This window comes from Rhizobium sp. ERR 1071 (assembly GCF_007828675.1).
GTDB lineage: Bacteria > Pseudomonadota > Alphaproteobacteria > Rhizobiales > Rhizobiaceae > Rhizobium > Rhizobium dioscoreae.
Window position 1 is genome coordinate 39,821 of the sequence record NZ_VITM01000005.1, and the last position, 16,707, is coordinate 56,527.

A 16,707-nucleotide genomic window follows, 5' to 3' on the forward strand; every position below is an offset into this window, starting at 1 on the left:
CTCGGGCAGCTTCTGAAATCGGCCGCCGCCAGGCGCTCTGTCGCGTGATTCGATCCAGCAATGCCGGGGCATATCGCGATCTTCAGGATTCGCCTTTCGCGTCCTGGGTCTCGATCTCGCCTATCGCCGTCGCAAGGCCTTTGTGCCGTTTCACGTCACATAGCTCGAGATGACCGCGGCGATTTGATCCGAGCTCAGATATGCCATTTGCGAACGCATCAACGCGAGCAACTGCGTACTGGAAAGGCTCGCGATATCCTGAGTGGATAGGCCCGTTATGCCATTCGAGCTAAAAGCCGCGATATCCTTGGTCGAGAAGGTCGAGAGCTCCTGGGTCGTCAGGGCGGCGACCTGCGCCGAGGTCAGCCCGCTGACCTGGGATGGTGCGAGAGCCTCGGCCTGCGCCGTCGTCAGCGCCGCGATGACCCGCGTGGTCAATCCGGCGACCGCCCCCGAGTTCAATGCGGCGATGTCATCGGTCGTGAAGACCGAAATATCATCCGTATCCAGGGCCGCGACCTGAAGGGCGTTCAAGGCGCCGATCTGCGACGTTGAAAGAGCGGCGATCTGAGCCGTACTCATTGCCGCGATCTGACCATAGCTCAATGAAGCGATCTGAGAGGTCGTCAGGACCGCGATCTGATCGCTGCTGAGGGCCGCGACGACGGCGGTAGACAGTCCCTGGATCGCATCCGAGTTGATCACGGACAGCTCGGCGGTGGAAATGGTTGTCAGATCCGCCGTGGTCAGTCCCGCCAGACCGGCTGAACTCAACGCCGCGATCTGGGTGGTTGAAAGCGCTTCGAATTGTTCGATGCTAAGCACCCCGACCTGGGTACTGCTCAGGCCGGCGATGCTGCCTGTCCCGAGTGCCGCGATCTGAGCGGTGGAGAGGGAGGCGATAAAGTCGGTCGACAGTCCCTGGACCGAGTTGGAACTGATCGCCGCGATATCGGAAGTGGAGAAGGTTGCCAGGTCGGCCGAGCTGAGGCCCGCAATTCCGGCTGAACTCAGGGCGGCGATCTGGGCCGTCGAAAATGCCGCGATCTGATCGACGCTCATGGCGGAGACCTGGGTACTGCTCAGGCCGGCCACGCCCGCCGTGCTCAAGGCGGCGACCTGGCTTGTCGATAAAGCGGCGATATCGGCGGTGCTCAGGACCGCGACCTGCTTTGAGCCGAGTACCGCGACTTGCGCCGCTGTCAAAGCCTCGATTTGATCGGTGCTGAGCACGGCGATCTGCGCCGTCGTCAATCCGGCGATGCCGCCTGTACCCAAGGACGTAATCTGGGCCGTTGATAGCGCCGCGACAATGGCCGTCGTCAGGCCGGAAATACCGCTTGAACTGATGGCCGCGATGTCCGCACTCGAGAAGGTCTGGAGATCATCGGTTCCGAGAGCGGCGATCTGCGCGGAGCTGAGTGCTCCGACCTGGGTGGGTGTGAGGGCTTCGGCCTGGGCCGTGCTGAGAGCGGCCATCTGGCTGGTGGTGAGGCCCGCGATGCCGGCCGTGCTCAAGGCGGCGATCTGTTCTGTCGAAAAGGCTGCGATCGCGGCGGTTGACAGGGCGGACATAGCGAGCGAACCGATGGCTGCCATGTCCGCGGTCGAGAAGGTCGCGAGATCTTCTGTCCCGAAGGTGGCGATCTGCTTCGAGGTGAACGCCCCAACCTGGGTCGGCGTCAAGGCTTCAGCCTGATCCGTGCTGAGCACCGCGATCTGATCGGTCGTAAGTCCGGCAATCCCGCTGGTGCTCAGCGCCGCGATCTGATTGGTGGAGAGGGCTTCGATGCCGTTCGTGCCGAGCACCGCGATCTGTTTGGAATTGAGCGCCGCGACCTGAGCCGTGGTTAAGGCCTCCAACTGCCCGGTGCTCAGAGCCGCTATCTGCGATGTTGTCAGGCCGGCAATGCCCGATGCGCTGAGCGCTGCGACCTGATCCGTCGAGAATCCGGCGATCGTCGCCGTCGATAGGCCTTGTATCGCGCTCGAACTGATGGCCGCGATATCGGCCGTGGAAAAAGCGTCTAGGTCATCCGCGCTCAAAGCTGCGACCTGGGTCGAGCTCAACGCGCCGATCTGCCCCGTTGTGAGGGCCTCCGCCTGGTCGACGCTGAGCGCCGCCAGCTGTGCCGTTGTCAGGCCGGGTATCCCGGCTGTGCTAAGCGCGGCGATTTGTGCGGTCGACATGGCTGCGATATCAGCTGTTGTCAGCGCCGAAATCTGCCTCGAGCCAAGAGTGCTGATCTGGGCTGTCGTGAGCGCCCCGACCTGGTTGGTGCCGAGAGCGGAAATCTGCAGGGTGGTGAGGCCCGCGATGCCGGCGGTGCTGATCGCCGTGATCTGATCTGTCGAGAAGGCGGCGACGGTGGCCGTCGACAGGCCGGAAATGGCGTTTGAACTGATAGCCGCGATATCGGACGTCGAGAATGTCTGCAGATTGGCAGCATCCAGTGTCGCAATCTGGCTCGAACTGAGAGCGGCGACCTGGGCCGAGGTGAGGGCCTCGGCCTGGGCGGTGTTCAAGACCGCGATCTGAGCACTTGTCAGGCCCGCAATGCCGAGACTGCTCAAAGCGGCAATCTGCGCCGTCGACATCGCCGCTATATCGGCTGTCGTCAGCGCGGATACCTGCTTAGAGCCAAGAACATTGATCTGTGTCGTCGTCAGGGCTTGCACCTGACCCGTGCCTAAGGCGGCTATCTGCAGGCTCGTCAATCCGGCCGTGCCGGATGAACTAAGGGCCGCGATCTGGACGTTCGAAAGCGAGGCTATGTCCGCCGTACTCAAGGCGGAAACCTGCGCCGAACTCAGCGCAGCCATCTGCTTGCTGCTCAGGGCATGGATCTGAGCGGTATTCAAGGCGGCGATCTGTTTGGTCGACAAACCGCCGATCCCCAGCGTGCTGAGGGCCGCGAGCTGGTTTGTCGTCAGTGCCGCTATCGCGCCCGTGGACAGGCCCGATATGGCGTTCGAGCCGATGGCCGCGATGTCCTGCGTCGAAAACACGGCTAGGTCGTCTGTCGTTAGCGCTGAAAGCTGGGTCGAGTTCAGGGCCGCGACCTGCGCTGTCGTCAACGCCTCGGCCTGGATGGTGCCGAGCGCTGCGATCTGTTTCGTGGTGAGGCCGGTAATGCTCGAGGTGCTCAGGGCCGCCACCTGGCTCGTCGACAAAGCGGCGACTGCTGTCGTGGAAAGACCCGATATGGCGGCGGAAGTGATGGCTGCGATGTTCTTGGTCGACAGAGCAGCTATGTCATTTGTCGTCAATACGGAAAGCTGCGCGGAATTGAGCGCTGCGCTTTGTACCGTCGTCAGGGCTTGGAGCTGCCCGGTGCTCAAAACGGCGATCTGCTGGGTGGTCAGCCCCGCTATGCCCGATGTGCTGAGAGCCGCTATCTGGGCTGTCGACATGGCGGCGATGGCATCTGTCGACAAGCCGGAGATGGCGGCGGAGCCGATGGCCGAAATATCTTTGGTCGAGAAAGTGGCGATATCGGCAGCACTCAGGCTGCTGATCTGTTTGGAACTCAGAGCCGCGACTTGGGCCGATGTCAGCGCCTCTGTCTGGCTGGTGTTGAATGCAGAGATCTGTGTGGTGGTAAGGCCTGCGACGGCCGAGCCGCCGAGGGCCGCGATCTGCGCGGTCGAAAGTGTCGCGACGATGCTCGGGTCCAAAACCCCGACCTGCGCCGAGCTCAAGGTTGCGATCTGCTTGGTGGATAGCACATCTATCTGGCTGCTGTTGAGGGCACTGATCTGATCCGTGGTCATGCCAAGGATGCCGGTCGGGCTGAGCGCGGCGATCTGCGCCGTCGAGAACGCCGCCAAGGCTGCCGTGGACAAGCCCGAAATGGCACTCGAACCGATGGCGGCAATATCCGCGGTCGAGAGGGCCGCGACGTCGCTCGAACCGAGGACGCCAAGCTGGGCCGAACTGAGCGCGGCGATCTGTGTCGTGGTCAAGGCGGCAAGCTGCGCGCTGCTCAGGACGTTGACCTGATCAGTGCTCAGTCCGGAAATTCCGGCGGTGCTGAGTGCAGCGATCTGGCCAGTCGTGAGTGAAGCTATGCTTCCTGTGCCGAGAGCTCCCACTTGCGCCGAACTCAGCGCCGCGATTCGCGTTGTGGCCAAGGCCGCCACTTGTGTCGTGCTCAAAGCAGCGACCTGATCGGTCGTCAGGCCCGCGACGGTGGTCGTGCTGAGCGCTGCGATCTGATCCGTGGACAATGAACCGATGATGGACGAGCCGAGACCCGACACTGCCTTGTTCGAAATTGCGGCGATGTCGGCGGTCGAGAACGTTGCTATATCATCGGCGCTCAAGGCGCCGAGCTGGACGGAGCTGAGTACCTTGACCTGCGCGGTGGTCAGCGCCTCTGCCTGTGCCGTACTAAGCGCGGTCATCTGCCCTGTTGTCAGACCTATTATCCCGGACGTGCTGAATGCCGCGATTTGGGCGGTGGAGAGTGAGGCGACGATATCCGCATCCATGGTCGCGATTTGCGATTGGCTGAGAGCCGCGATCTGATTGGTGAGCAGCGCATCGACTTGGCCGGAACTCAGGGCGTCGATCTGCGCGGTGCTGAGACCCGCGATTCCTGCCGTGCTCAAGGCCGCGATCTGAGCGGTCGTCAGCGCGGCGATAGCGTCGGTCGACAGTCCCGACATCGCAGTCGAACTGATCACGGCGATATCGGCGACTGAAAGGGCGGCGACATCATCGGTCCTCAGCGCGGAGAGCTGAGCGGTCTTTAGAGCGGCGACCTGATTTGTTGTCAGGGTCGCGACTTGGGTGGTGCTCAGCGCATTGACCTGATCGGTCGTCAAACCGCTAATCCCCGACGTGCTTATCGCGGCGACCTGTGCCGTGGACAGAGCGGCGATGACGTTGGTATCGAGGGCCGCGATCTGGGTGGCGCTGAGAGCCGTCATCCACGATGCCGGCAGGGCGGCGATCTGCGCGGTATTGAGCGCGGCGATCTGGCTCGTCGTCAAACCGGCAATTCCGGCGGCGCTCAAGGAGGCGATTTGTTGCGTCGAGAGGGTCGAGATGACGCCGGTGCTCAACCCCGTTACCGCCTTGCTGGAAAGCGCGGCGATTTCATCGGTCGCAAAGGTCGCGATATCATCCGTTCCAAGAGCGGAGACCTGGGTCGAACTCAGTTTGGCGATCTGGGCCGTCGTCAATGCCTGCGTTTGCTGCGTGCTCAAGGCCGCGATTTGATCCGTCGTCAGACCCGGGATGCCGGATGTGCTGAGGGCCGCGATCTGGCTGGCGGTGAGGGATGTAATGGTGCCCGTGCCGAGGGCTGCGATCTGGCTCGACGTCAGGGTCGCGACCTGTGTCGTGCTGAGTGCCGCGAGCTGCGCGGTGCTCAAGGCCGCGATCTGATTGGTCGTCAGGTTCGCGAGCGTGCTCGTGCCCAGGGCGGCAATCTGTATTGTCGAGAGAGCAGCGACGGCGCCAGTGCTCAAGCCCGCGATTGCCTTGGTGGCGATAGCCGCCATGTCGACCGTCGAGAGGGCAGCCATGTCGTTCGCCGTCAGCGCCGCCATTTGCGTCGAACTCAACGCTGCGATCTGGCTGGTCGTGAGGCTTGCGAGCTGAGCGGTACCCAGCGTCGATATTTGGGCGGTCGTCAGGCCGGTGATGGCGCTCGTGGTCAAGGCCTCGAGCTGCGCGCTCGAAAGGGACGCGATGACGCTGGTTGTGAGGCCGCCGATCGCCTTGCTGGAAAGCGCGGCGATTTCGTCTGTCGTGAACGTTGCCACGTCATCCGAACCCAGGGCGGCAAGTTGAGTGGAACTCAGTACCTTGAGCTGGCTCGACGACAGCGCCTCGACCTGTGCTGTCGTGAGCGCGGTAATCTGGCCCGTCGTCAACCCTGTGATCGCGGTCGTGGTCAGTGCACCAATCTGAGCGGTTGAAAAGGCTGCGATGTCATTCGTGCTGAGAGCCGCGATCTGGGCTGTTTTCAGCACGCTGATCTGGGTAGCCGTCAAGGCCGCGACCTGTTGCGAGCTCAGGCTCGCGATCTGGTTCGTCGTCAGGCTCGCGATGGCGCGCGTCGCCAGGCCCGCGACCTGAGCGCCCGAAAGCGCGGCGACCTGGGCCGTCGTCAGGCCGGTGACCGCGCTCGAGCTAAGGGCGGCGATCTGATCGGTTGAAAGGGCGGCGATGACCTCCGTACCTAGCCCCGCCACAGCCTTGCTGGTAATGGCCGCGATTTCCGTCGTCGAGAACGTGGCGATCTCATCCGTGCCGAGGGCCGAGAATTGGCTCGAGCTCAGCGCCGCGATTTGAGCACTGGCGAGCGCCTCCACTTGCTGCGTGCTTAGCGCGGCGATCTGATCTGTCGTCAAACCGGCAACGGTGGCTGCTTTCAGAGCCGCGATCTGTCCTGTCGAAAGCGCCGCAATGACATCCGTACCCAACACGGCAATTTGGCTTGAGCCGAGCGCCGCGACCTGTGCCGTGGTCAGGACGCTCGTTTTAGCCGCGCCCAGAATCGCGATCTGGGCGGCGCTCAACCCGGCAATCCCAGCGGTGCTTAGCGCCGCGACTTGCGCCGTTGACAGGGCAGCAATGGCTGTCGTGTCAAGACCCGATACGGCCTTGCTGGTGATTGCGGCGATGCTGGCGGTCGAGAGCGCCGCGATATCGTCCATGCTCAACGCGGATATCTGGGTCGACGTCAGCGCCGCGACCTGAGCCGTTGTCAGAGCGGCGATCTGCGTTGTGGTCATCACGCTGATCTGGCTCGTTGTCAGCCCGGCGATGCCGCTCACGCTGAAGGCGGCAATTTGCGCGGTCGAAAGTGCTGCGATATCACTCGTGCTCAAGGCTCCGGTCTGCGTCGTCTTGAGCGAATTGATTTGGCTCGTTGTCAACGCGCTGATCTGCGCCGTGCTCAACGCGGTGATCTGGACGGTGCTCAGGCCGGAAACGGCCGACTTGCTGAGGGCTGCGACCTGTGAGACCGAGAGGGCGGCAACATCGCCCGTGCTCATGACCGCGAACTGGGTTGCGGTGAGCGCCGCGACTTGTGCCGTTGTCATCGCGGCGATCTGCGCCGTGCTCAAGGCAGCTATCTGAGCCGTTGTCAGGCCGGAAATCGCGGCCGTGTTCAAGGCGGCGACTTGGTTCGTCGCAAGAGAGGAAATGGTCGCTGTCGAGAGGCCCGCGACCGCGGCAGCCGTGATCGCCGCCATGTCATCCGTCGAAAACGCGGCGATACCGCCCGTGGACAGCACGGAAAGCTGCGCCGAGCTCAGGGCCTTGACCTGGCTGGAGGTGAGAGCCTCGGCTTGTGCGGTGCTCAGGGCTGCGACTTGCGCCGTCTTCAGGCTGGCAATCGCGCTGGCCGTCAGGGCCGCGATCTGAGCAGTTGAAAAGGCCGCTATATCGCTCGTGGCCATCGCTGCGACTTGCGTCGTCCTGAGAGCGGCGATTTGCGCCGTCGTCAGGGCAGCAATTTGCGTCGTGCCAAGCGCCGCGATTTGGCTTGTCGTCAAATTGGAAATGCTGCTGGTGCTCAACGCCGCGATCTGCTCGGTCGAAAGCGTGGCCATTGCAGCGGTCGAGAGGCCCGATATCGCCTTGCTGCTGATCGCGGCCATATCGTCTGTCGAAAAGGTAGCCAGATCTGCGGCGCTGAGCGCGGCGATTTGCGACGAACTCAAGACCCGGACCTGCGACGTCGTCAGGGCTTCCGCCTGTTCGATTGTCAGGGCCTGGAGTTGCTGTGTCGTGATCGCGGTGATCTGCACGGAACTGAAGCTCTCGATCGCGGATGTTGACAGGGCGGCCAGCTGATCGAGCGTGAGCCCCGGAATGGCGCTTTGCGAAATTGCGCTTAACTGCTGGGAGGTGAGAACCTCCACGTCCTCTGTATCCAGCGCCGCGATCTGCGCTGATGTGAGAACGCTGATCTGCTTGGTGGATAGTGATGCCACATCTTCCGTGGTCCAGGCCGCCACAGCTGATGTTGAAAGAGATCTGATCTGAGTGAGGCTCAAGGATGAAACGATCGAAGTCATTAACAGGACTCTTTCCGTAGCCACGTTGCACTGTCAGCATGTTCAAAGCCGACCAAGCTTGCCTTGCCGAAGCGTTGGCGGATTAACACTCTCTAAAATTCACGCCCCACGCTCGCAGCGTAGTTCGACTGGCTTGCCTGAAGCTGTGGTTGAACTTGTGATTGTCGCTGTGGGTATCGAATTCTCCCACTGATCGAAATCCGATCATGCTGATCGAGCAGCGGGCTTCGTCATCGGGCCGTACGACAAAAGGGCCCCGGAGGGCCCTTCTGATTGAGCAGGCGGAAGATCAGCGTTGGAGGTTGACCAGTACGTCCAGCAAGTCTGATCCCGTCTGGAAGACCTTGGAGTTCGCAGTGTAGCTCTTTTGTGCCTGGATCATGTCAGTGAGCTGGCCGGCCAAATCGACGTTCGATGCTTCCAGAGAGTTCGACTGGATATAACCGAGACCGTTGCTGTTGGCAAAGCTGGTGACCGTCACGCCTGAATCGGCATTGGCTTGATAGACGTTGCCGCTCAAGAGCGTCAGCTTGTCGGGGCTTGCAACGGTCGCGAGCGGGATCTGGTAGATCGCCTTCGGATCGCCGGTCTTGTAGTTTGCATAGACAATGCCGTTCTTGTCGATGGTGACGCCGGTCACGGGGCTTGCCGCCTGACCATTGGTCGAGCCCGTCGAGCTGAAGTCGCTGGCCTTCTGCGTCATCCCGCTCAAATCCATCGCGATGGATCCGCCGGTTGTTGGGTCGGTGATGGTGAATGTCCCACCGCTCGTCATGTTGCCGTTTGCGTCGAATGTCAATGTGGATGGATTTGGAACATTGACTGGGCCCGACGAATAAGGGAACGAGGAGCTCCCTGACGTGCTCTTGTCGGCATTGCGATAGACGCTGACCTCCCACTGATCGGTCGCGCCCGTAGTGGAATCGGCGGACTGTATCTTGGTGTAATAAACGTCATACATGACGGAGTTGCCAAGCTTGTCGTAGGCAACCACCGAGCTCTTCTGGGTATTTGAGGTAACCGAGGTCGGGTTGGCGCTTGGCAATGTCGCTGTATCGGTAACGACGGTCGCGTTCGAATTGAGGTTACCGGTGAAGGTGCCCGTTGTCGAGGGCGAGCTGGCAAGACCGCTCTGATTGACGTTGATCGGCACCAGGCCGTCGAAGCCGTTGACGACGACAGCCGGCGCTCCAGAAGCATAGGAGTAGCCCATCAGCGTATAGCCAGCGGAGTTCACGAGGTTCCCGTTTGCATCCGGCGTAAAGTCGCCCGCGCGGGTCAGGACGGTCTTGCCGTCGGCGCCCTGCACGACGAAGAAGCCGGCGCCCTGGATCGACAAGTCGCTGCTCGACGAGGTGGAGACCGTGTCGCCCTGCTGCGAGACCGAATAGCTGACGTTGGTTTCGACGCTGCCGGAGTTATAGTTGCCGCCGCCCGAAGGGAGAATCAACGACGAAAAGCTGGTGCTCGCCGACTTGTAGCCCGTTGTATTGACGTTCGCGATGTTGTCCGACACGGTGCTAAGCTTATTTGCCTGCGCGTTCATGCCGGAAACTGCCGTTTTCATGCTACCAAAGATGCTCATTGGTTCCTCGCACGTTGCTGATGCGGGGATGGTAGCGTTAATGACTTGTGTGAAGCTGGCTTTTTGGCGTGCGCCGCCAGTTTGAATCAGTTCAAAACATTCGACGATGCTTGAGCCGGCGCGCGCTCCACATTCCCGATTCGTGGGGCTCAAGGCATGCGATCCGGTTCATATCCTGGACGGCGCGCTTCGCGTCCCGCGGAGACTGCGACACAGGTCTCGATGGCCAGCGTCTCGGACCGCAAGGCATCATGAACGGCTATCGCCTGCCAAAGATCCCTGCCAAAGATAATGCCCTGGCCCTATGTTGGGTATTCGAGCCGGTCGCGGCGGCGCCTTACGTCGCCGTATCAAGATCAGTCCGGATGATGTCGGCCGTTTTCTCATAATGGAGTTGCAGCAACCGCTCGGCCTCCACGGTATCCCGGTCGAGCACGGCTCCGAGGATACGCGCATGCTCATCATTGACCTTGCGCACGCGAAAGGCTTTGCGGATCGAAAGCGCTCGATACCGGTAGAGCCTATCGGCCAGCTGCTCGCAAAAGCCTATCAATGGCTTAGATCCACATCCCCCGATCAGCAGCGCATGAAAGGCGCGGTGAAGCCTTTCCCATTCCGGATTGTCCTCGAACTGCTCCGGGTTGAGTGAGCGCGGGGTGCGCTCCAACCGATGATGGGCGACCAGAAGCGCCTCTTCCCAGTCAGGCGTTGCATTCGCCATGGATTCCCGCAGGGCCAGCGTCTCCACCCAGCAGCGCGTTTTCGTCAGCTCATGCAATTCGTCCAGGCTGATGGGTTTGACGAAGAAGCCGCGCTGTTCCTTTCCGATGACGAGGTCCTCCGTCGTCAATCTGTTCAATGCCTCGCGCAACGGGGTCTGGCCGGCATCATAGTGCTCGATCAGGAAGCGGAGCTGAAGCTTTCGGCCGGGCTCCAGGCGCGTCGAGAGAATGTCGGCCTTCAGCCGCTCATAGATGCTGGTCGCCAATGTCGCGGGGCTTCCGGCCTCTTTCTTCAGCAGGTTGACGTTCATGGTGCTCTCTGGCTTGCAAATCACTTTTTATATACACGAGGAAGCAGCGGCGCAAAATTTATAAATTTTATCTTTACGTGGTAAAGTTTGTACATTATGACGGCTCTTAACGAGGGAGGGCTCCATGAGCGGAACGAAAGAGCGAGCGTCGGGCGCCTTTGCGAACGGCTGCGCTTGTTGCGGCATTGATATCCACTGTCACGTGGTGCCCGCACGTTTTCCGCTTGCGGCAGGGAATGCTCCCATCCGTGGCTGGCCCTCGATGGTTGCCGCGGATGCTTGTCACGCAACGGTCGTTATCGATGACAAGCCTTATCGCACGGTCAGCGATGCCTGCTGGGTGGCCGAACGGCGGCTGGAGGAGATGGACAGGACCGGTATCCGCATCCAGGCTCTGTCTCCCATGCCTGAGCTCTTCGGCTATTGGATCGAAAAGACCGCGGCCCACGACCTTGTCCGATACGTCAACGATGCGATCGCTGTGATGATCGGGCAGGGCCAGGGTCGTTTCGTTGGGCTCGGCGGCCTTCCTCTTCAGGATATTGATCTTGCGATTTCCGAGTTGCATCGCCTCGTCGGCGAACTCGGTTTTCGTGGCGTCGAGATCGGCAGCAATATCAATGACGTGCCTATCGGTGATCCTCGTTTCCATCCCTTTTTTGCGGAGGCGGAGAAGCTGAATGCCGCTGTCTTCGTGCACGCCGTGCGGCCGACCGGCATGGATCGTCTCGTTGGGCCAGCGCCGCTTCAGCAGGTGCTCGCCCATCCGACCGATGTCGGATTGGCGGCAGGATCCGTGATCACCGGCGGGTTGCTTCAGAAATTCCCGAAACTGCGGATCGCCTTCAGCCACGGCGGCGGCACGTTTGCCTCGCTGCTGCCGCGGCTGCAGCAGGGCTATTCGGCCTTCCCGGCGCTCAGCGAAATCACGCATGAGAGCCCCGCCGCGCAGGCGCGGCGTCTCTATGTGGATTCGTTGGTTTTCGATCCGGACATGCTACGCCGCCTTGTCGCCGTCTTCGGCGAGGATCGCATCATGATCGGCACCGACTATCCCTTCAATTTCCGCGAGAAAGAGCCCATCGCTGGCGTCGAGGAGGCGTTTGCGGATGCGAGTTTGCGCGAGCGCCTGACATTTGCGAATGCGCGCGCTTTCCTGGGTTTGGATGAGGTTTGATCCCATGACTGAATTTCCTGTCATCGCTTTGCGCAGCGTGGAACTGGGTACGCCCGATCTCGCGTCGTCTGTCGACTTTTATACCCGCGTCTGGGGCCTGGATGTCGTCGCCGAAGTGGAGGGCAAGGTTTTCCTGGCGGCAACGGGTGCTGATTTTCATGTGTTGGAGCTAAAGCAAAGCAACCGTTCGGAACTGCGCAAGATCAGTTTTCGCGTCGGTTCGGCTGAAGCGCTGGCGTCGCTGTTCGCAAAGACGGTTACCGCAGGCTGTGCTGTCCTGCGCGACATCGGACCCGCTGATGGTCCCGCCGGTGGCGAGCGTTTCGTCATCCGCGAGCCGCAAGGCGCCGTTCTGGAATTCGTGTACGGCGACCGCCGCAAGCATGGCCGCGTGGTTCCCAACCGGCCGGAACGTCTGGCGCATGTCAACATTAACAGCGCTGATATCGAGGCGCTTTCGAACTTCTATCGCAATGTCCTCGGCTTCCGCCTGACGGACCGGTCGAGACTTATGGCTTTCCTGCGCTGCAACGACGACCATCATGCGGTCGTGCTGGCCGAGGCACCGGTCAATGGGCTGAACCATGTCGCCTTCCTGATGCCCGACCTCGAATCCGTCATGCGAGGTTCTGGTCGCGTCGTCGATCACGGCTATCCGATCGGCTGGGGCGTGGGCCGGCATGGGCCGGGCGACAACGTCTTTGCCTATTTCGTCGACCCGCAAGGCGTAGTGATCGAGTACACCGCCGAAGTCCTGCGGGTGGACGACTCCTATCGCGCCCGAGGACCCGAGGAATGGGTCTGGCCGCCCGGCCGAACCGATCACTGGGGCATTGCGCCTCCCAAAAGCGAAGCCTGCAAGAAGGCACAGATTTGCATCGGCTTTTCCGGCGCCTGATGCGCCCAATAGACATTTGCAGAGGCATGCCCGTGACGAACGATAACGATATTTCGAACTCTTATGACGTGCTGGTGGTCGGCTTCGGCCCGGCTGGAGCCGTGGCCGCCGGCATGCTCGGCGCGCAAGGCCATTCCACGCTCGTCGTCGATCGGTTGACCGGTATCTATGACAAGCCGCGCGCTATCGCGCTCGACCACGAAATCCTGCGCCACTTCGACAATATGGGCATCGCCGACGAGGTGCTTCCCCATACCGCGCCGTTCACGGCCTCCCAGCACTTCGGCGCAGAGGGGCAGCTCATCCGTCGTATCGACATGGTGCCGGAACCGTATCCGCTCGGCTACACCCCGAGCATGGTGTTTACCCAGCCTCCGGTCGAAGCCGTGCTGAGACGGCATGCCGAAAGTTTCGACTGCGTGACGATAGAACTTGGCACGGAAATGGTCGATCTCGATCCTCAGGGGAATGAAGTGGTCGCGACGCTTCGGGATTCGTCCGGCGAGAGCCAGAGGATCACAGCGAGATATGTGATCGGCTGCGACGGGGCGTGGAGCCGTGTGCGTGAACTGTCGGGAATGAAGCTTAAGGATCTCGTCTTCGACGAGCCGTGGCTCGTAGTCGATTTGCAGGTACATGAAACCGCGCTGGGCAAGCTACCACAGACTTCGGCCCAGTTCTGCAATCCAGCGCGTCCGACCAGCTACATCATGGGGCCCAAAAATCACCGTCGCTGGGAAATCATGCTTCTGCCGGGCGAGGATCCACGCGAGATGGAAAAGCCCGACAATGTCTGGCGGCTGCTGTCGCCCTGGCTGGCGCCGGAAGACGGCGAGCTTTGGCGGGCCGCCGCCTATCGCTTTCATGCGCTGGTGGCCGACGAATGGCGGCGGGGGAAAGTCATGATCGCCGGCGATGCCGCGCATCAGCAGCCGCCCTTTATCGGCCAGGGCATGTGCCAGGGCCTGCGCGACGTTTCCAATCTCGTCTGGCGGCTCGACCGCATCCTGAAGGGGCAGTCTTCCGAAGCGCTGCTGGATACCTACACGGTGGAACGCAAGCGGCATGTGCAGACGCTGACCGGCAAGATCAAGGCGATTGGCCAGACGATCTGCGAACGCGATCCGGAAGCCGCCGCGGCGCGTGATGCCCGCATACTTGCCGAGGGCGGCGGTCGGCCTCTTACCATTACCCGGCAGGAAATCGTCCCGCCCATCGAGGATGGGCTGATCGCCGAAGAAGGCACGCCGGCGCGAGGATTGTTGTTCCCGCAGCCGGCAATCGTCGAAGACCCCGCTCCGCGCTTGATGGATGCCTTTACCGGAGCGCAATGGCGGCTTGTGCTCGACGGCCGCCGGATCGGGATGGCGGAAGGACAGGCGCTCGCCGACGCGATCGACGGCATCGTGGTGAAGGCTGTTGTGCCTCAAGGCGATAATACAGCCGATCCGGCCGCGCTCCGAGAAAGGGATGGCGTGCTTTCGGCCTGGTTCGAACGGCATGAAGCGATCGCTGCGCTCGTACGTCCTGACCACTATGTCTTTGGCGCCGCAGGCAACCTCGAGGCGCTTCGCCAGCAGATCGCGGACCTGCGCGCTCGCCTTGCCTGAGTCCCGCATCGGCAATCGCAGTTTTCTTTGAAGTTCTGGGAGGAACATATGTCTGAACCAACCATCGATACCGTCAGCAAATGGCGACCTTTTGCCGTCCTTATCCTGCTTTTCCTGTTCCAGACGCTGAACTTCTTCGACAAGCTCGTCTTCGGCCTTTCCGCCGTGTCGATCATGAAGGACCTCGGTATTTCGCCACAGCAGTTCGGCCTGATCGGCAGCAGCTTCTTTCTGCTGTTCTCGATTTCGGGCGTTCTTGTCGGTCTCTTCATGATCGGTCGTGTCCCCGTCAAATGGATCCTTGTCATTCTGGCGGCAATCTGGTCGCTCGCGCAGATCCCGATCTATTTTACCAGCTCGGTGACGGTTCTGGTCGCCTGCCGCATTTTGCTCGGCCTCGGCGAGGGACCTGGGCTGCCGACGGCATTGCATGCCTGCCATAACTGGTTCAGCCCGCAAAAGCGCAGCGTGCCAAGCGCCGTCGTGTTGCAGGGCATCAGTGTCGGCTTGCTCGCCGGTGGGCCGATCCTGACCTATGTCATCGTCAATTACGGCTGGCGTTCGGGCTTCCTGTTCTGCGGGCTGATCGGTGTTGCCTGGATCATCGCCTGGCTGCTCATCGGCGGCGAAGGGCCGCATGCCGTCGCGGAAAATGAAAAGGCGCGCGCCGTAGTGGGCGAGACCCCGATCCCAGCCCGCAAACTCTGGCTCGACCCGACCGTGATCGGTGTCATCATCATGTCGACCATGTCTTACTGGATCGTCGGCATGTCGGCCACGTGGCTGCCGCCCTTCCTGCAGCAGGGCCTTGGCTATTCGCAGACCGAAACCGGCTCGATCATTTCGGCCGTCTATATCTTCCAGTCGCCGCTGTTGCTGGTTGGTTCATGGATCGCGCAGCGCATGCTTCAGAAGGGCGCCAGCAAACGTGCTTCCCTCGGCAGCGCTTCTGGCTATGCGCTTCTCGTCAGTGGATTGGCGCTGATCGCCTCGGTTCATGTCAGTGGTCCATTGCAACTGGCGCTGATCGCGATCGCTTTCGCTGCTCCAAGTCTGACCACGATATACGGCCCGATCACGCTCGGTAGCGTCGCGCCGGCTGTCCAGCGCGGCCGGCTGATCGTCGTGATCTATTCGGCGAATGCGGTGTCCGCACTCGCATCCAACGCCGTCACCGGCATGATCGTGCAGGCAGCCGGACCCGATCATGTCGCGGCCGGCTATGCAAATGCCATGCTGTTCACGGCCGCGATCCTCATCATTGGCGCAATTTCCGCCTTCGCGCTGATCTTCCCGGATCGCACCATCGAGCGCTTCGGCAAGTTAACGCGCTTCACCGATCAAATGCAGCGGGTGTGAACGCGCCCGTCGCCCAGTCCGACCCCCTAAAGGAGCAAGAACCATGAGACTGTCCACCGTCAAGATCGCCGGCTGCACGACCTGGGGCGTCATCGAGGACGATCGCTTCCTCGATGCCGGCGCGGTTCTCGCGTCACGCTATGCCGATCTCAAATCGGCTGTGGCCGGCGACCTTGCCGGCGTTGCCGAGGCCGCTGGTTCCGCCGCCGCCACGCCGCTAGGTGACGTCGAATGGCTGCCGGTCATTCCCAATCCCGACAAGATCCTCTGCGTTGGGCTGAACTATGAAATGCATCGCAAGGAGACGGGGCGTGCGGAGGTGGAAAACCCGACGATCTTTGCCCGCTATGCCAATAGCCAGACGGGCCATCTCGCCCCGATCGTGCGCCCGAGGGTCTCGACGGAACTTGATTTCGAAGGCGAGCTGGCGGTCATCATCGGCAAATCGGGCCGTTACATCACCCGCGATGAGGCCATGGGATACGTTGCTGGCTATGCCTGCTACAATGACGGCAGCGTGCGTGATTTCCAGCGTCATACGCATCAGTTCACACCGGGCAAGAACTTTCCCGACACCGGCGCTTTCGGGCCTTGGATGATGACGCCGGACGAACTTGGTCCGCTGCCCGATCTTCGTATTCAGACGCGCCTCAATGGGACCGTCGTGCAGGATGCGACCTTCGGCCAAATGATTTTCGATATCGCCCGGCAGATCGAATATTGCTCCAGCTTCACACGGCTGGAACCGGGCGACGTCATCGTCAGTGGCACACCGGGCGGGGTTGGCGCCAAGCGGCAGCCGCCGCTGTGGATGAAGCCGGGAGACGTCGTGGAGGTGGAGATCGACAGGCTCGGCATTCTCAGCAACCCGGTCGTTGATGAACTAGGTTAGTATATGCTTACAGTTTGCGGTTGCGAACTGATGGGCATCGACGGGCCGACAGGTGCCGCCAAAGTACATGAGGCGGCACGGTTTGCCCCCTTTAATTTGTCGGGATCGAT

At 61.4% G+C, this 16,707-nt stretch carries 8 protein-coding genes; 5 read left to right on the forward strand and 3 right to left on the reverse strand.

What is annotated here, in order from left to right; translation table 11 throughout:
- Positions 1–150 precede the first annotated feature (150 nt).
- The 3 genes from FBZ99_RS18570 to FBZ99_RS18580 form a co-directional block, all read right to left on the reverse strand.
- Positions 151–8,043 carry a beta strand repeat-containing protein gene (locus FBZ99_RS18570; RefSeq protein ID WP_145634203.1) on the reverse strand — a complete coding sequence of 2,631 codons (7,893 nt, stop codon included), beginning with the start codon at positions 8,041–8,043 and terminating at the stop codon, positions 151–153.
- A 289-nt stretch (positions 8,044–8,332) separates the two neighbouring features.
- Positions 8,333–9,628 carry a flagellar hook protein FlgE gene (locus FBZ99_RS18575; protein ID WP_145634206.1) on the reverse strand — a complete coding sequence of 432 codons (1,296 nt, stop codon included), beginning with the start codon at positions 9,626–9,628 and terminating at the stop codon, positions 8,333–8,335.
- Positions 9,629–9,965: 337 nt separating this feature from the next.
- The gene (locus FBZ99_RS18580) at positions 9,966–10,661 is read right to left on the reverse strand and encodes a GntR family transcriptional regulator (RefSeq protein WP_113353416.1); all 696 of its coding nucleotides are present in this window, start codon (positions 10,659–10,661) and stop codon (positions 9,966–9,968) included.
- A gap of 124 nt (positions 10,662–10,785) precedes the next feature.
- Between FBZ99_RS18580 and FBZ99_RS18585 the strand changes: the two genes are divergently transcribed.
- The 5 genes from FBZ99_RS18585 to FBZ99_RS18605 are packed head-to-tail and all read left to right on the forward strand — an operon-like array spanning position 10,786 to position 16,597.
- Positions 10,786–11,838 (forward strand): amidohydrolase family protein, encoded by a 1,053-nt coding sequence (locus FBZ99_RS18585; protein WP_145634210.1) that lies wholly within the window; start codon positions 10,786–10,788, stop codon positions 11,836–11,838.
- Between the two features lie 4 nt (positions 11,839–11,842).
- On the forward strand, positions 11,843–12,736 hold the full coding sequence (locus tag FBZ99_RS18590) for a VOC family protein (RefSeq protein ID WP_145634212.1): 894 nt from the start codon (positions 11,843–11,845) through the stop codon (positions 12,734–12,736).
- A 26-nt stretch (positions 12,737–12,762) separates the two neighbouring features.
- Positions 12,763–14,346 carry a bifunctional 3-(3-hydroxy-phenyl)propionate/3-hydroxycinnamic acid hydroxylase gene (locus tag FBZ99_RS18595; RefSeq protein WP_113395154.1) on the forward strand — a complete coding sequence of 528 codons (1,584 nt, stop codon included), beginning with the start codon at positions 12,763–12,765 and terminating at the stop codon, positions 14,344–14,346.
- Positions 14,347–14,394: 48 nt separating this feature from the next.
- A complete protein-coding gene (locus FBZ99_RS18600; protein ID WP_113420673.1) occupies positions 14,395–15,705 on the forward strand; it encodes an MFS transporter in 1,311 nt (436 codons plus the stop codon).
- A 43-nt stretch (positions 15,706–15,748) separates the two neighbouring features.
- Positions 15,749–16,597, forward strand: coding sequence for a fumarylacetoacetate hydrolase family protein (locus tag FBZ99_RS18605; protein WP_113353412.1), 849 nt, complete (start codon positions 15,749–15,751; stop codon positions 16,595–16,597).
- Positions 16,598–16,707 lie beyond the last annotated feature (110 nt).